This is a genomic window from Streptococcus sp. CL5.50 (genome assembly GCF_049738015.1).
Taxonomy (GTDB): domain Bacteria; phylum Bacillota; class Bacilli; order Lactobacillales; family Streptococcaceae; genus Streptococcus; species Streptococcus mitis_CA.
This window is the reverse complement of record NZ_JBKOTR010000003.1, coordinates 106771-130255: the sequence shown is the minus strand read 5'-3', so window position 1 is coordinate 130255 and position 23485 is coordinate 106771. Positions and strand designations below refer to the sequence as shown.

At 38.7% G+C, this 23485-nt stretch carries 25 protein-coding genes and 1 pseudogene; 21 read left to right on the top strand and 5 right to left on the bottom strand.

Annotated elements, in window-relative coordinates; all coding sequences use genetic code 11:
* Positions 1-40 precede the first annotated feature (40 nt).
* The 5 genes and pseudogenes from pabB (at position 41) to ACLNCV_RS03045 (ending at position 5130) form a co-directional block, all read left to right on the top strand.
* Positions 41-1762 (top strand): aminodeoxychorismate synthase component I, encoded by a 1722-nt coding sequence (gene pabB / locus ACLNCV_RS03065; protein ID WP_424844844.1) that lies wholly within the window; start codon positions 41-43, stop codon positions 1760-1762.
* Positions 1763-2380 carry an alpha/beta hydrolase gene (locus ACLNCV_RS03060; RefSeq protein ID WP_261125932.1) on the top strand — a complete coding sequence of 206 codons (618 nt, stop codon included), beginning with the start codon at positions 1763-1765 and terminating at the stop codon, positions 2378-2380.
* 49 nt (positions 2381-2429) lie between these two features.
* Positions 2430-3116, top strand: a pseudogene (locus ACLNCV_RS03055) (excalibur calcium-binding domain-containing protein); the annotation flags it as partial.
* 117 nt (positions 3117-3233) lie between these two features.
* Positions 3234-4193: an ROK family glucokinase gene (locus ACLNCV_RS03050; protein ID WP_020902451.1), complete on the top strand. Its 960-nt coding sequence runs from the start codon at positions 3234-3236 to the stop codon at positions 4191-4193.
* A gap of 97 nt (positions 4194-4290) precedes the next feature.
* Complete coding sequence (locus ACLNCV_RS03045) at positions 4291-5130, top strand: thymidylate synthase (RefSeq protein WP_033686601.1); 840 nt, start codon at positions 4291-4293, stop codon at positions 5128-5130.
* Positions 5131-5180: 50 nt separating this feature from the next.
* Here ACLNCV_RS03045 and ACLNCV_RS03040 read toward each other — a convergent pair whose 3' ends face one another.
* Complete coding sequence (locus ACLNCV_RS03040; RefSeq protein WP_001051780.1) at positions 5181-5351, bottom strand: DUF3042 family protein; 171 nt, start codon at positions 5349-5351, stop codon at positions 5181-5183.
* 120 nt (positions 5352-5471) lie between these two features.
* Here ACLNCV_RS03040 and miaA point away from each other — a divergent pair, with 120 nt between their 5' ends.
* Genes miaA through ACLNCV_RS03015 form a run of 5 tightly spaced genes read left to right on the top strand, consistent with a single transcriptional unit; the run spans position 5472 to position 9923 of the window.
* On the top strand, positions 5472-6356 hold the full coding sequence (gene miaA / locus ACLNCV_RS03035) for a tRNA (adenosine(37)-N6)-dimethylallyltransferase MiaA (protein ID WP_261011068.1): 885 nt from the start codon (positions 5472-5474) through the stop codon (positions 6354-6356).
* A complete protein-coding gene (gene hflX / locus ACLNCV_RS03030) occupies positions 6349-7587 on the top strand; it encodes a GTPase HflX (protein WP_261125934.1) in 1239 nt (412 codons plus the stop codon). The genes miaA and hflX overlap by 8 nt, the downstream gene beginning before the upstream one ends.
* Positions 7580-8203 (top strand): cystathionine beta-lyase, encoded by a 624-nt coding sequence (locus ACLNCV_RS03025; protein WP_261125935.1) that lies wholly within the window; start codon positions 7580-7582, stop codon positions 8201-8203. The genes hflX and ACLNCV_RS03025 overlap by 8 nt, the downstream gene beginning before the upstream one ends.
* Before the next feature lie 14 nt (positions 8204-8217).
* Entirely contained in the window at positions 8218-9147 is a 930-nt protein-coding gene (rnz, locus tag ACLNCV_RS03020; protein WP_261125936.1) for a ribonuclease Z, read from the top strand.
* Positions 9148-9167: 20 nt separating this feature from the next.
* On the top strand, positions 9168-9923 hold the full coding sequence (locus tag ACLNCV_RS03015; RefSeq protein ID WP_261125937.1) for an SDR family oxidoreductase: 756 nt from the start codon (positions 9168-9170) through the stop codon (positions 9921-9923).
* Between the two features lie 38 nt (positions 9924-9961).
* Here the strand turns inward: ACLNCV_RS03015 and ACLNCV_RS03010 are convergent, their stop codons facing one another.
* Positions 9962-10867: a helix-turn-helix domain-containing protein gene (locus tag ACLNCV_RS03010; protein ID WP_049499926.1), complete on the bottom strand. Its 906-nt coding sequence runs from the start codon at positions 10865-10867 to the stop codon at positions 9962-9964.
* A 385-nt stretch (positions 10868-11252) separates the two neighbouring features.
* Between ACLNCV_RS03010 and ACLNCV_RS03005 the strand changes: the two genes are divergently transcribed.
* The 3 genes from ACLNCV_RS03005 (at position 11253) to ACLNCV_RS02995 (ending at position 13640) form a co-directional block, all read left to right on the top strand.
* Positions 11253-12227, top strand: coding sequence for a hypothetical protein (locus ACLNCV_RS03005; RefSeq protein WP_049502202.1), 975 nt, complete (start codon positions 11253-11255; stop codon positions 12225-12227).
* A gap of 32 nt (positions 12228-12259) precedes the next feature.
* On the top strand, positions 12260-12850 hold the full coding sequence (locus ACLNCV_RS03000; RefSeq protein WP_024056545.1) for a hypothetical protein: 591 nt from the start codon (positions 12260-12262) through the stop codon (positions 12848-12850).
* A gap of 73 nt (positions 12851-12923) precedes the next feature.
* Entirely contained in the window at positions 12924-13640 is a 717-nt protein-coding gene (locus ACLNCV_RS02995) for an Ltp family lipoprotein (RefSeq protein WP_024056544.1), read from the top strand.
* Between the two features lie 25 nt (positions 13641-13665).
* Here ACLNCV_RS02995 and ACLNCV_RS02990 read toward each other — a convergent pair whose 3' ends face one another.
* Positions 13666-14286, bottom strand: a complete 621-nt coding sequence (locus ACLNCV_RS02990) for a hypothetical protein (protein WP_024056543.1) — start codon at positions 14284-14286, stop codon at positions 13666-13668.
* Between the two features lie 374 nt (positions 14287-14660).
* Here ACLNCV_RS02990 and ACLNCV_RS02985 point away from each other — a divergent pair, with 374 nt between their 5' ends.
* The 3 genes from ACLNCV_RS02985 to ACLNCV_RS02975 all read left to right on the top strand — a co-directional run bounded on the left by ACLNCV_RS02985 (position 14661) and on the right by ACLNCV_RS02975 (position 16369).
* Complete coding sequence (locus ACLNCV_RS02985) at positions 14661-15140, top strand: helix-turn-helix domain-containing protein (RefSeq protein ID WP_033686609.1); 480 nt, start codon at positions 14661-14663, stop codon at positions 15138-15140.
* Between the two features lie 32 nt (positions 15141-15172).
* Complete coding sequence (locus ACLNCV_RS02980; RefSeq protein WP_261125941.1) at positions 15173-16102, top strand: hypothetical protein; 930 nt, start codon at positions 15173-15175, stop codon at positions 16100-16102.
* Positions 16103-16207: 105 nt separating this feature from the next.
* A complete protein-coding gene (locus tag ACLNCV_RS02975; protein ID WP_235285511.1) occupies positions 16208-16369 on the top strand; it encodes a hypothetical protein in 162 nt (53 codons plus the stop codon).
* A 256-nt stretch (positions 16370-16625) separates the two neighbouring features.
* Here the strand turns inward: ACLNCV_RS02975 and ACLNCV_RS02970 are convergent, their stop codons facing one another.
* Positions 16626-17534 (bottom strand): LysR family transcriptional regulator, encoded by a 909-nt coding sequence (locus ACLNCV_RS02970; RefSeq protein WP_084926873.1) that lies wholly within the window; start codon positions 17532-17534, stop codon positions 16626-16628.
* 703 nt (positions 17535-18237) lie between these two features.
* Here ACLNCV_RS02970 and ACLNCV_RS02965 point away from each other — a divergent pair.
* The 3 genes from ACLNCV_RS02965 to ACLNCV_RS02955 all read left to right on the top strand — a co-directional run bounded on the left by ACLNCV_RS02965 (position 18238) and on the right by ACLNCV_RS02955 (position 21238).
* Entirely contained in the window at positions 18238-18345 is a 108-nt protein-coding gene (locus ACLNCV_RS02965; protein WP_020901952.1) for a QVPTGV class sortase B protein-sorting domain-containing protein, read from the top strand.
* 130 nt (positions 18346-18475) lie between these two features.
* Positions 18476-19210, top strand: a complete 735-nt coding sequence (locus ACLNCV_RS02960; RefSeq protein WP_049501938.1) for an ABC transporter ATP-binding protein — start codon at positions 18476-18478, stop codon at positions 19208-19210.
* Positions 19211-19222: 12 nt separating this feature from the next.
* Positions 19223-21238: an FtsX-like permease family protein gene (locus tag ACLNCV_RS02955; RefSeq protein WP_203180510.1), complete on the top strand. Its 2016-nt coding sequence runs from the start codon at positions 19223-19225 to the stop codon at positions 21236-21238.
* 239 nt (positions 21239-21477) lie between these two features.
* On the opposite strand, the gene ACLNCV_RS02950 is transcribed toward ACLNCV_RS02955, so the two are convergent.
* Entirely contained in the window at positions 21478-21630 is a 153-nt protein-coding gene (locus ACLNCV_RS02950; protein ID WP_265476185.1) for a hypothetical protein, read from the bottom strand.
* Between the two features lie 414 nt (positions 21631-22044).
* On the opposite strand from ACLNCV_RS02950, the gene ACLNCV_RS02945 reads away from it, so the two are divergent.
* Together ACLNCV_RS02945 and ACLNCV_RS02940 are read left to right on the top strand one after the other, a co-directional pair.
* Complete coding sequence (locus ACLNCV_RS02945) at positions 22045-22893, top strand: ATP-binding protein (protein ID WP_424844843.1); 849 nt, start codon at positions 22045-22047, stop codon at positions 22891-22893.
* A complete protein-coding gene (locus ACLNCV_RS02940; protein ID WP_000698198.1) occupies positions 22874-23470 on the top strand; it encodes a response regulator transcription factor in 597 nt (198 codons plus the stop codon). The genes ACLNCV_RS02945 and ACLNCV_RS02940 overlap by 20 nt, the downstream gene beginning before the upstream one ends.
* Positions 23471-23485: the final 15 nt, after the last annotated feature.

Here is a 23485-nt window from a genome sequence, read left to right as displayed (position 1 = left end):
AAGTTTTTCTTGATTTACCTTTTTATGCTATACTTAAGCTATGCATAGAAAAACAGTGATTGATTTTAGGGCTTTGGGGGAGAGATACACCTTTACCCAGCCGATCAAAGAGTTAAAAACGAGAAATGTAGAAGAAGTGGCGGACTTGTTGGCACAAGTGGAAAGCTACCAAGAGCAAGGCTACTATGTGGTGGGATATGTCAGCTACGAGGCTGCACCTGCTTTTGAGGAGAAACTAGCAGTTTGCAAGGCTCCCCTACTGGGAGAGTACCTGCTATATTTTACAGTTCATGATAGGGTAGAAACATCACCTATTCCTTTGACTTATGATGAGGTTGATTTGCCCTCAAATTGGCAGGAAGTGACGTCTGCAGAGGACTATGAAAAGGCAATTGCCCAGATTCACCATCATTTGCGGCAGGGGGATACCTATCAGGTTAACTACACCGTCCAACTCAAGCAGGACTTAAGTGCCAATCCGTTTGCCATCTACAATCGTATGGTGGTAGAGCAGGAGGCGGGCTACAATGCCTATGTGGAACATGACGAAATGGCAGTGATTTCCATGAGCCCAGAGCTCTTTTTTGAGCAAAACGACCGTGAGTTAACTACGCGACCAATGAAGGGAACGACTCAGCGTGGAGTGATTGACCAAGAAGATCTTGACCAAGCTAGTTGGTTGGAGCAGGATCCTAAAAATCGCTCTGAAAATATGATGATTGTGGACCTCTTGCGCAATGATATGAACCGTATTTCTGAAGTGGGGAGTGAGCATGTGGAGCGTCTCTGCCAAGTGGAACAGTATTCAACGGTTTGGCAGATGACTTCGACCATCAAGAGTCAGTTGCGAGAGGATGTGGACCTTGTTGAAATCTTCCGTTCTCTCTTTCCTTGTGGTTCCATAACGGGTGCTCCGAAAATTGCGACTATGGAGATTATCAAAAATTTGGAACCTCAACCGCGCGGAGTTTACTGTGGAACGATTGGTCTCTTACTTCCAAATGGGCGACGGATTTTCAATGTTGCCATTCGGACCATTCAACTGCATCAAGGGAAAGCCATCTATGGAGTAGGTGGCGGCATTACATGGGATAGCACTTGGGAATCTGAATACCTCGAGGTTCATCAAAAGGCGGCAGTCCTTTATCGTAAACAAGCTTGCTTCCAATTAATCACAACTGGAAAAATCAGCCAAAAACAACTGCTGTTTGAAGAGCAACATATAGAAAGACTGAGAAAAGCGAGTCGATATTTTGCTTATCCTTTTGACCCAGAAATTTTGAGACAAAGGATTGAAGCAGAGTGTCAGACTTGTGATGCTAATCAAGATTACCGCTTGCGTATTTCTCTCGGCAAGTCTGGAGAGATAGAACTCAGTCGTCAAGTATTAACACCTCTTGGTCCAAGTTTTTGTCAGGCCAAACTTTGCCTTCAGGAAGCCAATTTGCAACAAGCCTTTACCTACTTCAAAACGACTCACCGACCGCATTTGAGCCTAGGGGAACAAGAGAATATTTACTATGATAAATCAGGAGAACTGCTTGAAACCTCTATCGGAAATTTGGTTCTGAAAATTTCTGGGAAACTCTATACACCATCTATCCGTCTTGGAATCTTGCCAGGAATTTACCGTCAGCATTTGCTGGAAACAGGACAGGTAGAAGAGAAAGTTTTGACCTTAAAAGACTTAGCCCAAGCAGAAGCTATTTACGGCTGTAATGCAGTGAGAGGCTTGTATGAATTGAGCCTAGAGGAGAACTAGATGAAACTGATATTTTTACACGGGTTAGGGCAGTCAACAGAGAGTTGGAAGGAAGTGCAAGAGTTACTTGCGGATTATCCCTCTGAAGCCCTTGACTTATTCCCTACGGGAATTACTAGCTATCAAGAAGCCAAGGAGTGCATTTATCAGCACTTGTCAGAGGAGACAGAACCTTTTGTCCTAATCGGTTTGTCCTTAGGAGCTGCACTTGCATTAGAGCTGTCAAGTTACGATTTGCCAAATCTTCAGGCCTTGGTTTTGTCAGGCTGTCCATTGAAACTAGCTGGCAATATCCCTTTTTACATTCAGTTGCTGATATTTAAACTACTCCCCAAAAGGACATTTGAGAAACAGGGAGCAGATAAATCGCTTTTGGTTGGAGTTTCTGAGGAATTAAAAACACTTGATTTAAGAGAGATTGCAAAGAATTGTCCCTATCCAACTTTGTTAATTTGTGGTAGTCAAGATAAGCCTAATCTCAGTTCAATGAAAGCTATTCAAGAACTGATGCCAAATTCCCAATTCCAGATTATCCCTGACGGTCCTCATGTCTTGAATAGAGCCAAACCAAAAGAGTTTGCAGCAATAACTAGAAGTTTTCTTGAATTGCTGAAATAAGTTTGATAAAATAATAGTGAAATCGATATCATAATTATGGGAGAAAGAAATGAACAAACGTCTATTTTTAAAAATGAGTCTGGCAACCTTGCCAGTTTTAGCCTTGTTTTCACAACCTGTGTTAGCAGAAGAAAACATTCATTTTTCTAGTTGTAAAGAGGCTTGGGCGAATGGATACTCAGATATTCATGAGGGAGAACCCGGTTATTCTGCCAAGTTAGACCGTGATCATGATGGTGTGGCTTGTGAATTGAAAAATGCCCCAAAAGGTGCTTTCAAAGCAAAACAATCAACTGCGGCTCAAAACAATACAAGTTCAGCAACAACAAGTGGTTGGGTTAAGCAGGATGGTGCTTGGTACTATTTTGATGGAAATGGAAATCCAGTGAAAAATGCATGGCAGGGAAGCTATTACCTGAAAGCTGATGGTAAAATGGCACAGAGTGAATGGATTTATGACTCTTCTTATCAAGCTTGGTATTATTTGAAATCAGATGGTTCTTATGCAAAAAATGCATGGCAAGGAGCTTATTACCTTAAATCAAACGGTAAAATGGCACAAGGTGAGTGGGTTTATGACTCTTCTTATCAAGCCTGGTATTACTTGAAATCAGATGGTTCTTATGCTCGCAATGCATGGCAAGGAAACTACTATTTGAAATCAGATGGTAAAATGGCTAAAAATGAGCGAGTTGATGGAGGCCGCTACTATGTAGATGCTTCAGGTCTATGGAAACCATAAGTAAGGATAAAATCTAGAAAGTTAATGCAAACCTTTGCATAAATGAGTGAATTTTGTTATACTATATCTGTAAGCATTTTCAATTAATTCATAATAAAAAAGGAGAATATGATGAGTCAAAAGATTATTGGGATTGACCTTGGTGGAACTTCTATCAAATTTGCAATCTTAACAACAGCAGGAGAAATCCAAGAAAAATGGTCTATCAAGACTAATATTTTGGATGAGGGAAGTCATATCGTAGATGATATGATTGAGTCTATTCAGCATCGTTTGGACTTGCTTGGATTGGCAGCAGCGGACTTCCAAGGAATTGGGATGGGATCACCAGGTGTGGTTGACCGTGAAAAAGGGACTGTTATCGGTGCCTACAACCTCAACTGGAAAACCCTTCAACCAATTAAAGAGAAGATTGAAAAGGCCTTGGGTATTCCATTCTTCATCGATAATGATGCCAACGTAGCTGCTCTTGGTGAGCGTTGGATGGGGGCTGGTGATAACCAACCAGATGTTGTATTTATGACACTCGGTACTGGTGTTGGTGGTGGTATCGTGGCAGAAGGCAAATTGCTTCACGGTGTCGCTGGTGCGGCAGGAGAACTTGGTCATATCACTGTTGACTTTGACCAACCAATCGCTTGTACTTGTGGTAAGAAAGGCTGTCTTGAGACAGTTGCTTCAGCAACAGGGATTGTCAACTTGACTCGTCGCTATGCCGATGAATACGAAGGCGATGCAGCCTTGAAACGCTTGATTGATAATGGAGAAGAAGTAACCGCTAAGACTGTCTTTGATTTGGCAAAAGAAGGAGACGATCTTGCTTTGATCGTTTACCGTAACTTCTCACGTTACTTGGGAATCGCTTGTGCTAACATTGGCTCAATCCTAAACCCATCAACAATCGTTATCGGTGGTGGTGTATCAGCTGCGGGAGAATTCCTTCTACAAGGTGTTCAAAAAGTCTACGATGAAAATACCTTCCCACAAGTACGCACAACTACTAAACTAGCTCTTGCAACTCTAGGAAATGACGCTGGAGTTATCGGAGCAGCATCACTTGTATTGCAATAAAATAGAAAAAGGAGAAAATTGCTTTCCAGAAGCGAGTGATTTTCCTCCTTTCTTTTTTTATGCTATACTAGTTAGGAAATAAATGAGGTGAGAGTAAATGACAAAATCAGATACGATTTTTAAAGAGAATATTGAACGCATTCTAAAGGAAGGTGTTTTCTCAGAGCAAGCACGTCCCAAGTACAAGGATGGGACAGTTGCCAACTCTAAGTACGTAACGGGTGCCTTTGCAGAGTATGACTTGGCCAAGGGGGAATTCCCCATTACAACCTTGCGTCCCATTGCAATCAAATCAGCTATCAAAGAAGTTCTCTGGATCTACCAAGACCAGTCTAATAGCCTAGAAGTTCTCAATGACAAGTACAATGTTCACTACTGGAATGACTGGGAAGTGGGAAATACGGGAACCATTGGTGAGCGCTATGGTGCTGTTGTTAAGAAACACGACATTATCAATAAGCTTCTCAAGCAGTTGGAAGTCAACCCTTGGAACCGTCGCAATATCATTTCGCTCTGGGATTACCAAGCTTTCGAAGAAACAGAAGGACTACTCCCATGCGCCTTTCAGACCATGTTTGATGTCCGCCGTGTAGATGGAGAAATCTATCTGGATGCGACCTTGACCCAGCGTTCGAATGACATGTTGGTGGCCCACCACATCAATGCTATGCAGTACGTGGCTCTTCAAATGATGATTGCCAAGCATTTCGGCTGGAAGGTTGGGAAGTTCTTCTACTTCATCAACAATCTCCATATCTATGACAATCAATTTGAACAAGCTCAGGAATTGCTCCGTCGTGAGCCATCAAACTGCCAACCACGTTTGGTCTTGAATGTGCCAGATAAGACCAATTTTTTTGATATTAAAGCAGAGGACTTTGAGTTGGTGGATTATGACCCTGTCAAGCCACAGTTGAAGTTTGACCTAGCTATTTAAAAGAATAGAAAAAAGAAGTTGAGAAAATAAATCCCAACTTCTTTTGTTTCTTAACGTGATACGCGGCGACGAGCTGCTTTTTTACGGTTTTCTTCGATGAAAGCTGCTTTTTGCTCTTCTGGTTCGATCACTTTCTTTTTAAATGCGTATACTGCACCTGCGACTGCAGCGACAGTTCCTGCGACACCTGTTACAAGACCTTTAGCGAATCCTTTAGCCATGAGTCTTCCTCCTTTATCTTCTTAATCAGCCAGCCCCCTCAAGAGGTCACATTTTTCTGACTGACTTTTTTGTGTTATAATAATAGTAACGAAAAAATGGGAATTTTTCAAGGAAAAAAGATGAAAACAAAAATAATTGTGATTGTTGGACCTACTGCAGTTGGAAAAACAGCCCTTGCCATCGAAGTTGCCAAGCGTTTTAATGGCGAAGTGGTTAGTGGAGATAGCCAGCAAGTCTATCGAGGACTTGATATTGGGACGGCCAAGGCTAGCCCAGAGGAGCAAGCGGCTGTTCCTCATCATTTGATTGATGTTAGAGAGGTAACCGAGTCTTACTCGGCTTTTGATTTTGTTTCAGAAGCTAAGATGGCTATTGGGGATATTCACAGCCGTGGCAAGCTTGCCATTATCGCTGGTGGGACTGGACTTTATATCCAGAGCTTGCTAGAAGGTTACCACCTGGGTGGGGAGACTCCCCATGAGGAGATTCTGGCCTATCGGGCTAGTTTGGAGCCTTATACAGATGAGGAGTTAGCCCATCTGGTAGAGCAAGCAGGTCTTGAAATTCCCCAGTTTAATCGTCGTCGTGCTATGCGTGCCTTGGAAATTGCCCATTTTGGTCAGGATTTGGAAAATCAAGAGACCTTGTATGAACCATTGATTATCTGCTTGGATGATGAGCGGAGTCAATTATATGAACGAATCAATCATCGAGTGGATTTGATGTTTGATGCCGGACTTTTGAACGAAGCTAAATGGTTGTTTGACAACTATCCAGATGTTCAGGCAGCTAAAGGTATTGGATACAAGGAACTCTTTCCTTATTTCCGTGGAGAGCAGACCTTGGAAGAAGCCAGTGAGAGTCTCAAACAGGCTACCCGTCGTTTTGCCAAGCGTCAGTTGACCTGGTTCCGTAATCGCATGCAGGTTACCTTTTATCAGATAGGAGAGCCTGGTGTGAAGGACCGCATTTTAAGCCAGTTAGAGGAGTTTTTAGATGATTGAAACGGAGAAAAAAGAGGAGCGGGTCCTGCTCATTGGTGTGGAATTGCAGGGCATGGACAATTTTGACCTCTCCATGGAAGAATTGGCCAGTCTAGCTAAGACAGCTGGGGCAGTCGTTGTAGATAGCTACAGACAAAAACGTGAGAAATATGATTCTAAGACCTTTGTCGGCTCGGGTAAGTTAGAAGAGATTGCGCTCATGGTGGATGCAGAAGAGATTACCACTGTCATTGTCAACAACCGTTTAACTCCACGACAAAATGTCAATCTAGAGGAAGTTCTGGGTGTTAAGGTCATTGACCGTATGCAGTTGATTTTGGATATCTTTGCCATGCGAGCTCGAAGCCATGAAGGGAAGCTCCAAGTCCACCTAGCTCAGCTCAAATATCTCTTGCCGCGCTTGGTTGGTCAGGGAATTATGCTCAGTCGTCAGGCAGGGGGAATTGGTTCCCGTGGACCTGGTGAAAGCCAGCTGGAGCTGAATCGTCGTAGTGTTCGCAATCAAATTACGGATATCGAGCGCCAGCTCAAGGTGGTTGAGAAAAATCGGGCGACTGTCAGAGAAAAACGTTTGGAGTCAAGCACCTTTAAGATTGGTTTGATTGGTTACACCAATGCTGGGAAATCAACCATCATGAACACTTTGACCAGTAAGACACAGTATGAAGCAGACGAGCTCTTTGCGACTTTGGACGCGACAACTAAGAGTATCCATCTGGGAGGCAATCTCCAAGTAACTTTGACAGATACAGTTGGCTTTATTCAAGATTTGCCGACAGAGTTGGTGTCCAGTTTCAAGTCAACCTTGGAAGAAAGCAAGCATGTGGACCTTCTGGTTCATGTTATCGATACCAGCAATCCTTACCATGAGGAGCATGAAAAAACAGTCCTGTCCATCATGAAAGACCTGGACATGGAAGATATTCCTCGCTTGACCCTTTATAATAAAGCGGATTTGGTGGAGGATTTTACGCCGACCCAAACGCCTTATACCCTCATTTCTGCCAAGTCTGAGGATAGTCGTGAGAACTTGCAGACACTATTTTTAGAGAAAATCAAGGATATTTTTGAATCTTTTACCCTGCGCGTGCCTTTTTCTAAGTCCTACAAGATTCATGATTTAGAAAGTGTTGCGATTCTGGAAGAACGTGATTATCAGGATGACGGGGAAGTCATTACAGGCTACATTTCTGAAAAAAATAAATGGAGGTTAGAAGAATTTTATGACTGATATTAAAACTTTGGCTCTAAAGTATGGAGGTTATACAAGTCTGGATAAGGTCTATCTGGATCAACTTCTAGCTGGTAAAACAGAGCAGGAGCAGTTGGCACTGATTACTCCTCCGCCAAGTGTGGTCAATGCCTATTTTGCTGAACTCTACCAGAAAAAGAGTCCTGAAGCTGCGACGGATTATTTTGAAGAACTTAGTCAGGAGCTGAATCTTTACAATACTGAGCCAAGTTTCACCCTAGAAAATAAGCCTTTTATTCGGCTTAATCTGTCTGGTAAATCCTTTGGTTTTTGCTATGAGAGTGAGGGGCTGGGTCGAATTTTCTCTGAAAATGAAGAGGTAATCTCAGATGACTTGCTTTTTGAAATTGCGCAAATTTTCCCCCATCAACTGGTCTTTGAAGAATCTGGAAAGATTTACTTGAACTCTGTCGGGGACGAGGAAGTTGTTAGCGTGGAGAGTCTCACGGCTTTGACTGATTTAGAAAGCTTGGCTGATGGTCGTAAGCGTCTCAAAGGCTACAGCCAAGAGGATTTACTGCAAGAAGCTACTGCTTTTTCTGGCAAGCGCTATTTCCGATCGGAAAACCGCACAGCCATGTTATATATTGATTAATTAGAAAGTATCGAATGGATATTCAATTTTTAGGAACAGGGGCTGGTCAGCCCTCTAAAGCCCGCAATGTCTCAAGTCTCGCCCTGAAACTCTTGGACGAGATTAACGAAGTTTGGCTCTTTGACTGTGGAGAAGGAACGCAAAATCGCATTCTGGAAACAACGATTCGACCACGCAAGGTTAGCAAAATCTTTATCACTCACTTGCACGGAGACCACATTTTTGGCTTGCCAGGTTTCCTTTCTAGCCGTGCCTTTCAAGCCAATGAAGAGCAGACAGATTTGGAAATCTATGGACCGCAAGGGATTAAGTCCTTTGTCTTAACCAGCCTTCGTGTGTCAGGTTCGCGCCTGCCTTACCGTATTCATTTTCATGAGTTTGACCAAGATTCTCTAGGAAAAATCCTTGAGACCGATAAATTCACGGTGTATGCAGAGGAGCTGGATCATACTATTTTCTGTGTTGGCTATCGTGTCATGCAAAAGGACTTAGAAGGGACCTTGGATGCTGAAAAACTCAAGGCAGCTGGTGTCCCATTTGGCCCGCTTTTTGGAAAAATCAAAAATGGTCAGGATGTTGTTCTAGAAGATGGAACTGAAATCAAGGCAGCTGACTATATCTCAGCTCCCCGTCCAGGTAAGATTATCACTATTCTTGGAGATACTCGAAAAACCAATGCTAGTGTGCGTCTGGCTGTCAATGCTGATGTCCTAGTCCATGAGTCCACTTATGGCAAGGGTGATGAAAAAATTGCCCGCAACCATGGTCACTCAACCAATATGCAGGCAGCGGAGGTCGCAGTAGAAGCAGGTGCAAAACGCCTCTTGCTCAACCATATAAGTGCCCGTTTCCTCTCAAAAGATATCAGCAAGCTCAAGAAAGATGCGGCAACTGTTTTTGAAAATGTCCATGTGGTCAAAGACTTGGAAGAAGTGGAAATCTAACAGATTGAGAAAGGATAAGTATGCCTACTATTCTGATTACCGGAGCTAGCGGTGATCTAGCCCAAGAAATGGTCAAACTTTTACCAGAAGACCAGCTCATCTTGCTTGGTCGAGATAGGGAAAAATTAGCTCAACTCTACGGAAATCATCCCCATGCAGAATTGATTGAAATAGACATTACCGATGATTCAGCCTTAGAATCTCTGGTAACTGACCTCTATCTCCGTTATGGCAAGATTGATGTCTTAATTAACAATGCTGGTTACGGGATTTTTGAGGAATTTGACCAGATTTCCGACCAAGATATTCATCAGATGTTCGAGGTCAATACCTTTGCCCTAATGAATCTGTCTCGTCGCCTTGCGGCTCGAATGAAGGAAAGTCAAAAAGGCCATATCATCAATATTGTTAGTATGGCAGGTTTGATCGCTACTGGCAAGTCTAGTCTCTACTCAGCCACTAAGTTTGCGGCCATTGGTTTTTCAAATGCTCTGCGCCTCGAACTCATGCCCTATGGAGTCTATGTGACAACAGTCAATCCAGGACCAATCCGAACAGGATTTTTTGACCAAGCGGACCCAGATGGGACTTATCTTAAGTCGGTTGACCGTTTCTTGTTAGAACCAGATACAGTGGCTAAAAAGATTGTCAAGATTATAGGAAAAAACAAACGAGAACTCAACCTCCCGATTTTGTTGAACCTAGCCCATAAGTTTTATACTCTCTTTCCCAAGCTAGCAGATAAGTTGGCAGGGGAAACTTTTAATTATAAATAAAAAAAGTTGTTCCTAAAATGGAGCAACTTTTTTGACGATTAGAACAAATCAATACCAGTCTTGTTTAATGCGTGGCAATGATAAGTGAAGGCGTTGATAAAATTAGAGTAGTATTGCTGATCAATAAATTTTGCGCTTTGAAGATAATTAAATAGATTTTTCGCTAAAGGAATAGCCTCAGGTTTATTCCATCTAAATTGATTGTAAACATGTTCAACTTCTAAAAACATGAGGGGAATAGCCAGATAGCCTCGTTCGAAGGTCTGAAGTGATTTAATTTTTTTAATAATATCATCAGCCTTTTGATAGTAACCCAGTTCAGAGAAATATTTTGCAGAGAAAGTAAGAGCATTTAAGATACGGATGTAGGTGTCAGTATTTGCACTTTCTTTGTACATAAGTAGTAATTGTTTAGTCATATGGTCAATAAGTTCCATCGGGCAATGATTGACAATGACGCGATAAATTTCAAGTTCGATACTATTAAAGACATCAGATTTCATTAAATGATTTATAATGTTTTGAATTCTGGCAACAGTTTCTGGACTCTTTGATATGGTTGGATAATGTCTTAATTTAATAGATTTGAAAATCATATCTGCTTGCAGTGGATTGTCTTTTAGGTAGACATCAAATAATTTTTCGTATTCTTCAATATAAGTGAGGATATCTTCTTCATGGACCACATGCTTGCCAAATTCAATAGCAGGTAATTCTAAACAATCTCCACCTTTATTTGCATAGGCGAGAACAAAATCATTCCATTCAACTCCGATAACAATTAAGAGTTTGGCAAAGTTTTCAAGTGAAATTCCTTTGTCTCCTTTTTCAAATTGACTAAGGAACTGTGGCGATACGATATCTGATGCTGCTTCCTTGAGAGTTAATCCTCGTGCTTCGCGTAGGTACTTAAATGTAGCACCAAATGGGTATAGATTTTCCATAAATAATCTCCTTACATACTTCTAAGACTATTATACAAAATTTTAAAGAAAATACTTGGAAAAGTAAACTATAGTTACAAAATATTAGAATTCTATGCTAATTTTTTATTTTTAAAATTATATTGAAACTATAGTTTAAATGACGAAAAAAACAAATATCTATTATGGTATGATAAGGGAAAGAATAGCTAAAAAGGAAGCTTGTTATACTAGTATAACAAGGATTGACTTACCACTCAATCCTATTCTATCAGCTATCAAAGGAGAAAATGAAATGGAGAAAATTTAAATGCTCGACGCTAGAAAACTATCATATTTACTTTTAAGGTTATAAGACAATTATCATAAATTTTTTGAAAAATAGAAATATATAAGGAGTTTTATTATGAAAAACAGAAAAATGTTGGCTTCTTCTTTACTAGCCGGTGCTTTATTGTCAGTAGGTTATGTAGCTTCTAAACCGACAGAGGTTCATGCCTTAACAGATATGAGTGTAAAAGATACTCAAAATCCCTTGAAAATCACATTGATAGCCACTACTGGGAACCCGGTTTATTCAGGAAGTGTGCTGGTAGATATTAAAAGAAATTCTTCTACTGATAATCCATCTTTGTATTATGATTTAGTTAATGAAGATACAGGGGCTATTGTATCTAGTTATAACTTTAATAGTTTTGGGGATCAAACTAGAAGTCAATCCCATGTTTGGTTACTATATGCTGAAGATGGAAGATATCATATTGATGTTTATAGTGAAAAAGACTTTGGGAAAAGATATTTTGGTCGGTCAGAAGTATTTAAAGTATCAAATCACGGATATGTACCTATAACAAATTCAGAGACACCGAAAGCTACTGAAACTCCAAAACAATCTACTAACTCTAACTCAGGTCAGACTGGTTGGTCAGGTTCTTCTTACTACAAAGCTGGTGTGAAAGTAGTCAATCAATGGATTTTTGATGTTCAGTATAATTCATACTTCTACCTAAATGCTTCAGGTAACTTTGTTCAAAATGCTTGGTCAGGTAACTACTACCTTAAGTCAGGTGGCTATATGGCTAAAAGCGAGTGGATTTACGATAAAAACTATAGTTCATACTATTACCTAACATCTGAGGGTAGCTATGCGCGTAACACTTGGGTAGGTAGCTATTATCTCAAATCAAATGGTAAAATGGCTAAGAGCGAATGGGTTTATGATAGCAGCTATAGCTCTTACTATTACTTAACATCAGAAGGAAGCTATGCTCGTAACACATGGGTAGGTGACTACTATCTCAAGTCAAATGGTAAGATGGCAGTTAACGAACGTACACCAGATGGCTACAAAGTAGATGGCTCAGGTAAGTGGGTAAAATAAAATTTTTTTGAACTGGGAGAAAAGGGAAAATAATGGAAAAACATGAAAACCAAATGAACGAAGAGGTAATCGTAGAAAAAGTCGAAGATACTGAAGAAGTGACCGTAGAAAAAGTCGATGAGACTACGGAAAGAATGGAAGAATCAATTAATGAAGTAGTTACAGAGAAGCCTGATAAAGTAGAAGCACTCAAAAAAGAGGCGTCAATTTTTGTAGAAAAAGCTGGAAAACAAATCGAAAATCTAGATATGAATGGTCTCATTGAAAAGATTAAAAAACTATTTGAAACAAAACCTCTACAATCTATCGGGATAAGCCTAGCTATCTTTCTTGTTCTGTTCTTTGGAATTCGTAAATTAACCAGTGATCCCTTAGATGGAACTTATGAAATTTTAACAAGACGTGATCATTTAGTCATGGTGATTAAAGGAAATGCTGGGACCGTCACCTCTGAAGATTCAGACGGAGACAAAGAAAAAAGATTAGTGAAAATTAATAAACAAAAGAAAGTATTGACAATAACAGACGATGAAGGAAGAGAAATAGGAAAAACAAAATATATGTTAAAAGATAAAGAACTCTATCTTCAAGAGCCAGATCAAACCTTTAACCGAGTAAAATAGACTACACATTAACAGCCTAAGCCAGTACCTTAAAAGCTACTGGCTTAGGAAATTGTATAAAAGGAGAATATGAATGAAATTCAAAAAATTAATAACTTTAGCTAGTTTAGTAGGGCTGATTGTTTTTCTTGCGACTACTGTAGTTGCCTGTGGTTCAAAATCTGAAAACACAGAAACTAAAACTGCACAAGTTGAAAAAAACAAAGAAAAAGAAAAAAAAGAAGCGTTAGACAAAGCTAAATCGTATGATAAAAGTCTTAACCTTTCTTACAATGCTATGGAAAAAAAATTGTTGGAAGAAGACTTTTCTGAAGAGGCTATAAAATACGCACTTAATAACGTGGGTATTGATTGGAAGCAAAATGCATTGGAAAAAGCTAAAGAGTATGCTAAAACTCCTCTCGTTTCAAGAAAAGTTATTAAAGAAAAGTTAGACTACGAAGACGGATTTGATGACCCAGAAGTCAACTACGCTATTGATAATGTAGATGTTGATTGGAAAAAAGCTGCAATAGAAAAAGCTAAGGACTATGCTAAAAACAACCACTTATCAAGTTTCAACACCGAGAGTGAGTTACAAAGAGAAAATCGCTTTACACCTGAAGAGGCAAAATACGCAGTAGAAAATGCAGGTATTGATTGGAAGGAAATCGCGCTAGAAAGAGCTAAAGAGTTGAAACAATCTGCGCCAGAACCAGACTTTGCAATTTCCGATACCAGAGATGGACTCCAAAGCGAACAATTTAGGGATGAAGAGGTCAAGTATGCAATGGACAACTTGAAAAAATAAAAAAGAGGTGGCGACCTCTTTTTTATTATTTCTCTTTCACAATTTCACCATCTACTTTATCAAAGCCTATTGCATTTCCTTTAGAAACTTCGGTAATGAGTAAATCTCCAGAAGAAACGACGCTGGAAGTGTATGCAATATATCCGGCATAGTATTTATCGCGAATTTGTCCACTAGTTAGAGATACGTAAGTAAGGTAAGATGGTTTATTTTCATCGTTAACATATAATTTTATCTCTTCTTTTGTAGTGTTATTCCCTGATCCATCTGTTATCGCCTTAGCTTTAACTTTATCGATTTCAAAACTTCTTTTTGATCTTTCTTCAGCTAATTTTCTAACTTCATTGATGTTTTTGCCTACAACTTCATCCATATGAAGCTCTACGGCTGCACCAACAGTCCCTCCGCCTATTTCGTACCCGTTCAGTTTTCCTCCTTTTGTGATATAGACGTAGTTTATTCTTTCATCTTTTCCAGGTAATGCATCATCATTAGAATCGATCACACTATAGAAAACTCTCTCTTGATTGTCGTTCATTAACTGAACGATACCTTTTCCTTTTGTATCCATAGATGATGAACAAGCTGCTAAACTAGCGCTAGCAAGTAGTGCACCTAATAACAACAATCCATTTCTGTTTCTCATAACAAAACTCCTTATATATTTCTATGTTTCAAAAATTTTATGATAACTATGAAAGTAAATATGATATTTTTCTAGTGTCAATCCTTTAAGTTCTTCTCATGTCATTTTCTCCTTTGATAGCTGATAGAATAGGATTGAGTGGTAAGTCAATCCTTGTTATACTAGTATAACAAGCTTCCTTTTTAGCTATTCTTTACCTTATCATACCATAATAGATATTTAAATTTTTCGCTATTTAAACTATAGTTTCAATCTTGTTCATAAAAATAAAAAATAGCATAGAATTCTAGTATTTTGTAACTATAGTTTTCTTTCTCCATTTTTTTCTCTAAATTTTTGTCTAATAGTTTTAGAAGTATGTAAGGAGATTATTTATGGAAAATCTATACCCATTTGGAGCTACATTTAAGTACCTGCGTGAAGCACGAGGGCTCAGCCTAAAGGAAGCTGCCTCAGATATTGTATCACCACAGTTCCTAAGTCAATTTGAAAAAGGAGACAAAGGAATATCACTTGAAAACTTTGCTAAATTGTTAATTGTCATAGGAGCTTTAGAAAATTTCAAAGCTGATAATATGAAGGAACTAGTAAATTTATATGATGATACAAAGTATAAAGAATTACAGTTGAACTATCAGAAAGAAATGCTACAGTTACAAAGGGAACAATATATTGATACTAAGAAAATGCTTCAAGCATTAAGATACAACAATTATGTTCAAACTTTGCAATTACAGCAGTTAGATGGAATCCGTAGAAATACAGAAGAAGCAGTTGATTACTTGAGAAATTTACGTGTTCAAGAAAATCATTATCACACACATAACCATTACCATCAAAATAATATTTATTAATTTATATAGGTGAAATTAAAATTAGAAATAATATGAAGAAAATTATAAAAATAATTACCTGTTTGGGTTTGTTTTGCGGCTTGTTTTCACTAGTGGATTCAGCACAAGCTGATAGTACTGACTACAATCAACTATTGCCACAAATTGCTGAGAAGTGGGAGAGCAAACATCTATTTGAAAATAATGCTAATAGACTTGGTTACGCTTTGAAAGACATTGATAGAAATGGGACTGATGAATTATTAATTGGTCTTACTAATGGTGAAAAATGGGAACTGTTTGAAGTATATTATATGAATGGTAATACCCCAACTCCCTTATTTGATAGATTTTGGGATATAAGTCTCAGGATGGGGACAGTTATTAATACCTACACAGATGGCAGTATTATAGTGTTCGAAAGTTCTCCAGGGATTATGTCATATAGATTGTTCCAACTTTCTAAAGAAAATAAGGAGCCAACGTTAATTAAAAAAGGTGAATTTAGAGCAGGAGAAGGTGACTTAGATGACTTAAACCTTGACTCTAAAACAAAGATAGATACCTCAGCTATTGAATATACTTCTCTAAATCTCCCGATTATTGGAGATAATATGGATCCTAATCCCCCTATGCCCAAGTACTTTGTCGATGCTAAAATTGGAGATGAAATTCCTTTGCCATCTGAGTTGGTAGGTATTTGGATTAATAAGGAGCCAAATAATGGTACTAAGCCTGGTAGAGCTTCAACACTTATTTTGGGAGAGGATGGAAGCTACACTGGAACCTTTAAAGATGGAGATATTATAGGGAAGTTATCTCGTCTTAAAAAAGTGAGTGAGAACGGATTTATTGTCTTAAAAGATAATCAGGAGGGGCAAGCGTTTGCTTTTAGTGTCGGTTTAGGTGGAGGTTTGCCTCCTGGTGAGCGAATTGATTTAGGAATGGTATTGGAGGGACGGACTTTATATTCTGTGTCATAGCGAGTCAAAGAAGGAGCAGAAGACTACTCCAAACCGACTAAACAAGTAGCCTTTGTAAATCCAAATTATGGTCCTAAGAAAATAGAGAAAAAAGCAGAACAAGACGTGGCGAAACAAGGTGATACAGTGGCAGAATCAACTCAAGACAGTAGTGAGAAGACACAGCCAGAGCAAAAACTATTTAGGAGCATTCCAGTATTTGGACTGGTTGTTGGAGCTGGACTTGTCCTTGTTTTAATCTTATCTATATTTTGGTTTAAAAAATAAGATTTTATAAAAACCTTTTGATTTACTACTGGAGAAAAAAACCTCAAGAACTAGGATTGAAAGCTAGTTCTTGAGGTTTTTAGCTTATTCGATTTAGAGATATTCTCATACTAAATGACAATCAAAGAGCAAACTAGGAAGCTAGCCGTAGGTTGCTCAAAGCAGTGCTTTGAGGTTGTAGATAAGACTGACGAAGTCAGTCACATATATAATCTAAGACGAAGCTGACGTGGCTTGAAGAGATTTTTGAAGAGTATCAACTATCAAACTGGACTTCTTCTAGTAGATAGTCGATAAAGCGTTCGCCCATCTTAGATAGGCTGGTTTTTTCATGCTGGATATAGACCAGCTCAATTGGGTCATCAATATCCAGTGGGATAGAAACGATATTGTCTCCGTTGAGGTTGCTGTTCAAAATCCCTGTCGCAATGGTATAACCATCCAGACCAATCAAGAGATTAAAGAGGGTAGCACGGTCGCTGACTACGATAGATTTTTTGTGGTATTCCTGCGAGAGAATCTCTTCTGAAAAGTAGAAGGAGTTATGAGTTCCTTGGTCATAGCTGAGGTAAGGGAAGTTCTCCAAATCAGACAGTTTGACCTTATCTTTCTTTGCCAGAGGGTTGGTCTTGCTGACAAAGATATGCGGTTGCGCTGTAAAGAGATGATGAGCCAGCAGGTGGTTGTCATCCAGCATTTTGGTTAAAACATCACGGTTATAGCTGTTTAAGAAGAGGACACCGACCTCACTACGGAAGTTCTTGACGTCGTCGATAATCTCCCAAGTACGAGTTTCACGAAGGAAGAGCTCGTATTTCTCCATATCACTTTTCTTGAGCAAAGAGACAAAGGCATTGACCACAAAGGCATAGTGTTGAGAGGAAACGCTAAAGAGTTCACGGTGGGCGACAGGATTTTTATAGCGTTCCTCCAGAAGCTGGGTCTGCTCGACAACCTGACGGGCATAAGAGAGAAACTCCATCCCATCACGGGTCAAGGTGATCCCCTTGGGATTTCGGATAAAGATTTCAATGCCCATTTCATTTTCCAAATCTCTCACTGCATTTGAAAGACTGGGTTGGGTAATAAAGAGTTGCTTGGCTGCCTCATTCATGGAGCCTGTTTCGACGATTTTGATAATATAGTGTAATTGTTGAATTCTCATGTTTTTATTGTACCACACTTGCGTCAGAATCGCCAAAGAAGATAGGAAAATCAGGGGGAGTGTGTGGGTCTCTGTAAAGTAGTTAAGAAGAAATTTCTAAACCATTTAGTAAATAAGATTAAAAATTTTACTCGAAAATAAGAAATTTGCACGATTTACTCATTACTTATCCAATACTAGAGTTTATACTAGTTACTGTAAAGATGATCATCTAAAAGAAGGAAGTAACCTTATGGCTAAAAATACAAGTCGTCCAGAGATTGATTCTCTAAGTTTCGAGGTTGAAAACCAAGAACTTTTCGGGAATTGCAAGCTAGTGGTACACAGCTTTTAAAATGACACTAGCAGGTCTCTGTGGATTGTGTTTCACCTATTCCTATGAGTGTACGAGAAATAATGTTCGCTGTTAGATAAAACAAAAGGAAAATTCTAGTGTTTTATTACAAAACATTGACAACATTTTGATTTGGTGTTATATTTACGGGGAGAAATACAAATAAAACAAGACAACTTTGAGATTGATTCTTTGGATTATGGAAATTAATAGCCAAGAATTGGATGGTAAATCTGCTGCTGGGTGGCGTACGACTGTTAGATTAACAGCATAGGGGCGCGGTGATTGGTGATTTACATATTCTTATGAATGTATTTCGCCAAACGTGCGCTGTGGATAAAACTCTCTATTTTTTAACAGGAGGATAAAATGGAAGGAATTATTGGAACACTAGATTTCTATGCACCTGTACTGGTCTTAGGAGTTGTTGTCATAGGGATTGTTTACTTTATGAAAAAAAGAAATGATCGCAAATAATCAACATCGACCGATACCTGAAAAAGGCATCGGTTTTTTATAACTTGAATATATTGCACAAAATACTCATGGCAAACCTTGAAAGGAACCGTATAATAAGAGAGTAATAAAGAAACGGAGGAATGAAATGATGAAACAGCTTATTGTAACAGGATTAACGAAAATATTTGGTCAAGGGGATAATATCGTTCATGCTTTATTAGATGTGAACTTGTCCGTTGAAAAAGGTGACTTTCTGGCAATTATGGGTGCCAGTGGTAGTGGAAAAACAACACTCCTCAACTGTATTTCAACGATTGATAAACCAACGTCAGGTGAGATTCGATTTGAAGATTTTGACATCATCCATGCCAAGGAAAATGAACTAGCTGACTATCGTGCTAAAAATATTTCCTATATTTTCCAAGCCTACAACTTGGTGGAAACCTTGACGGTCTATGAAAATATTGTTCTACCTCTTCAAATTCAGGGGAAAAATATCAAAAAACATCAGGATAAGATTGAGGAAATTTTGGATAAGTTGGCCATCCAAAACTTAAAAGATAAGTTTCCTAATCAGTTATCAGGTGGTCAGCGACAACGCGTGGCAACTGCTAGAGCCTTGATTGATGATTCTAAACTGATTATCGCAGATGAGCCGACAGGAGCCTTGGACTCTGCCAATTCTGAAAAACTGATGGCACTTTTGCAGGAAATCAATAAAAGTTTTGGTATTACCATTTTACTGGTTACGCATGACCCTGCCGCAGCAAAGTACTCTTCACGGATGGTGCTACTTAGAGATGGAAAGATTATGGATGATTTGGAACGTAACAGCTTATCTAATGAACAGTATTTGCAAGAGATTTACAGTCGTACCAGATAGGAGGGTGAGAGTATGTATCCAAAATTGATTTTACGAAATGTATTTCGAAATTTACAGACTTATACCATCTATTTTTTCAGTCTGACATTGATTTATAGCTTGCTCTACGCTTTTAATGCTTTACCAAGCCATCCAGTGATGCAAAGTTTATCAGGGGCAAAGGAAATGTTGACGACGGTGATGAGCCAGTACATGGGCTTGCTTTCCTATCTGATTCTATCGGCGATTGCCTTTCTCATCGTTTACGCTACAAATTTTGTGCTGGGACGGCGCAAGAAAGAGCTGGGACTTTATGCAACGCTGGGAATGAAGAAGAAGCAGATTATCCGTACCCTGTTCTTTGAAACCATGCTGGTCAATATCTTTTCCTTGATTCTAGGTTTCTTGCTTGGATTGATCTTACTGGTCATTCTAGCTAAGATTGCATCTGAGTTTTTTATGGCTAATTACTTTGGTAGTCTGCTTTTCTTTGATAGCAAGTCTGTCATCTTACTAGTTTATTCCTATTTGGTAACCAGTTTTATTGTTGGTGTCATGGACATTCTTACCTTTAGAAAGCAAAATATCATTGCACTTATTCAAGAGAATGGGGTCAAGAAATCTGTCTTGGCAAAAGGCAAGCCAGTTCTTCAAGCACTTCTCTTTATTCTTTCGACAGCTGTTATCGGTTTTGGTGCTCTCTATTTTTCAGACTATCACCATCTATCATTCTTGAAAAGCTGGGGTATCTTGCTGGTATCTGTCTTCGTGATTTTTGTGATTTTGTTTTACAATACTTTAAGCCATTTTGTCTTGATTTCCCTTAGAAAACTGCCTCAAACCTACTATAACAAACTAAACACTTTTAAAATCCGTCAATTTTCAAAACAAGCTGATAGTAATTCGGTCACGTTGGCTGTCTTATCCTTGACCTTGACACTGGCTCTCAGCTTACTCGTTTTTAGTGGTAGTGCCTATACGACTATGAACCGAGAGCTGAACAAATACTCACCTTATGATGTAACTGTCAATCTCTACCGTGGTAAAGAGTTTCAATTTTCTCAGGAATCTGTCAAAGACAGATTGAAAGCCGATGGCTTTGACTTTAATTTCATCAAAGAAGAGTACAGCTATCCTAGCTATTCTAGTGATGTAATCTATAAAGATTTGATTGATACCAGCAATCTCTGGGAGCATGATAAGAAACTTCCTGAATCAAAAGTACCGATTTTAGGAATTTCTGCCTACAATCATCTCCGCAAACTGCAAGGGGAAAAAGCGGTTGACTTGGCAGATAACCAATTTCTGGTCAATGCCAACTATAAAGGAACTGCCAAGCAGATCCAGGACTTTCTATCAACGACCAAAACCCTCATGATTAACGGTCATTCTCTCAACCTTGCCTCTTCAAAGCCACTTGAAACAGTTTACTTTTTATCTTCAGTAGGTCTAAATGACGCAGGAACCTTGATTGTACCAGATAAGGTAGTAGTTGGATTGACGGAAGACCACACGACCTATGTTGCCAATTTCAAAGAAAACATTGACAAACGGGAAGTAGAAACATTCTTGAGTCAGTGGATTGAAAAATACTACTTCACTCGTGATGGAGCAGAGTTGAATTCGTTCACCTATCAAACGAAAGGAAGTATTTTTGAGGTTTACCTTGGATTTATGGGCGTCATTGTCTTTGTCATGATTTTTGTCAGTGTTATTTTTATCATTATTTCCCTCAGTATCTTGTCACTTCAAACTTCTACAAGTTCTTTGGATAGTGTCAATGATTATCAAATCTTATACCTTCTTGGTAACAAGAGAAAGCAAAATCGCTCTATTCTTTTGCAACAGATTCTAAGTTATTTCTTGGTTCCGCTGGTTATCGCAGGTCCGCTAGCATTTTCCTTGAGTACCGCTCTTTTGGGCTATTTTGAGAATTTCGCTAATACCAGCATTTCTATTGATATCACCTATCTGGGAATAGCGGTCTTACTATTTGTTCTTTACCTGCTAGTGACTTACAGAGTAAGTTGGCAAATTATTGAAAATTAAGTCAAATACCAGAGTTGCCAATCCGACAATTCTGGTATTGTGTTATAATGATATTAAAGTAGTTCAGGAAGTGGATACATATGAAACAGTTTGTCAAATCGCTCTCGAAAAACTCACTTTTATTGTGGTGGTTGACGATTTTTAATCATCTAGCTTTAATGATTTATATTTATTATAGGATCCCTCTGGACTTTTCGACAGATTTTTCCTTGCAGATGGTTTTATTGCTGATTATTGCTTTAATTGTATTTAGCTATATTTGTAATATTGTGACCTTTCGCTATAGTGAGTTGAAACTTTGGTTGCTCCTGATGATGTTTCTCATTAGCTGGCAATCCATATTTAATCAAGGAGTTGCAAGCACCCTGTTGCACTTTTTTGATATTCTTCATCCGCTCAACTCTTTTTTATTGGTGTATAGTTCTCTGTCTATTATCTTTCTGGGAGAGAAAATAGGAGAAGAACTGTTGAGTGTGTCCTTTGTGTTGACACTAATCACCATTAGTTCGTATCTATTAAGTCCTTCAATTTTTCTATTTCTGTCCTTGTTTGCGTCTTTCTTTTTAAACCTTGTTCCCTTGATTTTACTGATTTTATATCATAAAGAGTTGAAAAGTAAACTCAAGTATCAGAGACGAAATTTGTGGATATTAGCTTTAATATTGCCTCTTTCTTATTTCTTTTTGTATATCAATACGAGGGGCTCAGGAGTGATGAACCTAGTCTGGTATCTTGAGATTATTGGAATACTTGCTTTTTTGCATCTCAAAACAATTATTAACTCTCTTCAAAAAAAGGTATCAGAGTTGAAATTATCCTATATAAAAGCTTTTTCACGCTTATTTTTACTGGTTCTGTTTTTGTTAGTAGGTATTTTCATCATCTTTCGTCTAGACTTAAACATGAGCTTTTTGGTCTTGAATATCATGTTACTATTGTTCGGGATTTGTTCGGAAGAATTGATTCGCCTTTTTCGTTCTACTGAAATGCTAGATGCTAGGGATTATGTAAAAGTTCTCTTTTTAAAGCGTAACCGTATGGTGAAAAGTCTGCTGGCAAATGAAGACACAGAACAACAGTTCTCCGAATTTCTTCACAATGAAATCCTTCAAAATGTGATGGCAATAAAAAATTTCAATAAATATAGTAGCAATCAAGCTTTTGGTGAACAGATCAATCTGGTGACAGAGGAGTTGGTTCAGCGGATTCGTGAGCGGATGGATTATTATCAGCCAATGGTAGAAACAGACGAGCAGTTAGACATCCAGTATCAAGGGCTGATTAATCGGATTGTCAAGCGCTATCACGCAGAAAATGAAGTCGTCACACAGTTTCCTGCCCACTTTAGGCTTTTATCTCCTTACGATAAAATTGCCTATCGTCTGGTTGAGGAGTTGGCGACCAATGCCGTTAAGTACGCTAGTGGTGGAACGATTTCTTTGAAGATTGATGTGCATGATGACACTATTTTTATCATTTCTGAAAATGACTGCCTTCAAACAGAAAAATCCTTAGGTTATGGCTTGAAAAATATGTCTAATAAAATTAGTGTTTTAGGTGGTCAAATGCAGATTTTTGAAAATAATAAGAGATTTCGTGTAGAAATTACTCTCCCGATTGATAAGGAGTTGTGTTATGAAAATTTTGTTAATTGATGATCATAAATTATTTAGCCAAAGTATCAAGATGATTTTAGAGTTATCGGAAAACATTAAAAAGGTCCAGTTAGTAGATAATTTTTCGACTATTTCGGAGATTGCTTTTAATGACTACGACATTATTTTGATTGATATCAACCTGACGAGTCTGTATCAAGATGATGGGCTGACCTTGGCACAAGAGATTATCGACAATGGTTGTTCTAGTAAGGTTGTGATTTTGACAGGTTACAGTAAAAAAATGTATGAACACCGAGCTAAAGTTATGGGGGCTTATGGCTTTCTGGACAAAAGTATGGACCCAGATGAGTTGGTGAAAAAACTGGAAAAGATTTATCTAGGTGGTAAGGTCTTTTCAGATGAAGTGATGGTAGAGGTGTTAACACCACGAGAAATCGAGATACTAGAACTGGTTAGAAATGGCTTGACCATTGATGATGTCTGTGACAAGGTCTATGTGAGTAAACGTACAGTTTCCAATCACTTGGCCAATATCTTTTCAAAATTGGGAGTGACTAACAGGCAGGAGGCGATTCACATCGCTGAGCAGTTGGGCTATTTTCCACCAGATTAAAAAGCTGCAGAAGAT

Coding starts and splice junctions, on each gene's coding strand:
- ACLNCV_RS03040 (WP_001051780.1), bottom strand. CDS start 5,351: ATGGCTAAAGGATTCGCTAAAGGTCTTGTAACAGGTGTCGCAGGAACT.
- hflX (WP_261125934.1), top strand. CDS start 6,349: ATGATTGAAACGGAGAAAAAAGAGGAGCGGGTCCTGCTCATTGGTGTG.
- ACLNCV_RS02985 (WP_033686609.1), top strand. CDS start 14,661: ATGGAAAATCTATACCCATTTGGAGCTACATTTAAGTACCTGCGTGAA.
- ACLNCV_RS02995 (WP_024056544.1), top strand. CDS start 12,924: ATGAAATTCAAAAAATTAATAACTTTAGCTAGTTTAGTAGGGCTGATT.
- rnz (WP_261125936.1), top strand. CDS start 8,218: ATGGATATTCAATTTTTAGGAACAGGGGCTGGTCAGCCCTCTAAAGCC.
- ACLNCV_RS03015 (WP_261125937.1), top strand. CDS start 9,168: ATGCCTACTATTCTGATTACCGGAGCTAGCGGTGATCTAGCCCAAGAA.
- ACLNCV_RS03050 (WP_020902451.1), top strand. CDS start 3,234: ATGAGTCAAAAGATTATTGGGATTGACCTTGGTGGAACTTCTATCAAA.
- ACLNCV_RS02980 (WP_261125941.1), top strand. CDS start 15,173: ATGAAGAAAATTATAAAAATAATTACCTGTTTGGGTTTGTTTTGCGGC.
- ACLNCV_RS03045 (WP_033686601.1), top strand. CDS start 4,291: ATGACAAAATCAGATACGATTTTTAAAGAGAATATTGAACGCATTCTA.
- miaA (WP_261011068.1), top strand. CDS start 5,472: ATGAAAACAAAAATAATTGTGATTGTTGGACCTACTGCAGTTGGAAAA.
- ACLNCV_RS02965 (WP_020901952.1), top strand. CDS start 18,238: ATGGAAGGAATTATTGGAACACTAGATTTCTATGCACCTGTACTGGTC.
- ACLNCV_RS03025 (WP_261125935.1), top strand. CDS start 7,580: ATGACTGATATTAAAACTTTGGCTCTAAAGTATGGAGGTTATACAAGT.
- ACLNCV_RS02955 (WP_203180510.1), top strand. CDS start 19,223: ATGTATCCAAAATTGATTTTACGAAATGTATTTCGAAATTTACAGACT.
- ACLNCV_RS03000 (WP_024056545.1), top strand. CDS start 12,260: ATGGAAAAACATGAAAACCAAATGAACGAAGAGGTAATCGTAGAAAAA.
- ACLNCV_RS02950 (WP_265476185.1), bottom strand. CDS start 21,630: ATGAAGAATATCAAAAAAGTGCAACAGGGTGCTTGCAACTCCTTGATT.
- ACLNCV_RS02960 (WP_049501938.1), top strand. CDS start 18,476: ATGAAACAGCTTATTGTAACAGGATTAACGAAAATATTTGGTCAAGGG.
- ACLNCV_RS03005 (WP_049502202.1), top strand. CDS start 11,253: ATGAAAAACAGAAAAATGTTGGCTTCTTCTTTACTAGCCGGTGCTTTA.
- ACLNCV_RS03010 (WP_049499926.1), bottom strand. CDS start 10,867: ATGGAAAATCTATACCCATTTGGTGCTACATTTAAGTACCTACGCGAA.
- ACLNCV_RS02990 (WP_024056543.1), bottom strand. CDS start 14,286: ATGAGAAACAGAAATGGATTGTTGTTATTAGGTGCACTACTTGCTAGC.
- pabB (WP_424844844.1), top strand. CDS start 41: ATGCATAGAAAAACAGTGATTGATTTTAGGGCTTTGGGGGAGAGATAC.
- ACLNCV_RS02970 (WP_084926873.1), bottom strand. CDS start 17,534: ATGAGAATTCAACAATTACACTATATTATCAAAATCGTCGAAACAGGC.
- ACLNCV_RS03060 (WP_261125932.1), top strand. CDS start 1,763: ATGAAACTGATATTTTTACACGGGTTAGGGCAGTCAACAGAGAGTTGG.
- ACLNCV_RS02940 (WP_000698198.1), top strand. CDS start 22,874: ATGAAAATTTTGTTAATTGATGATCATAAATTATTTAGCCAAAGTATC.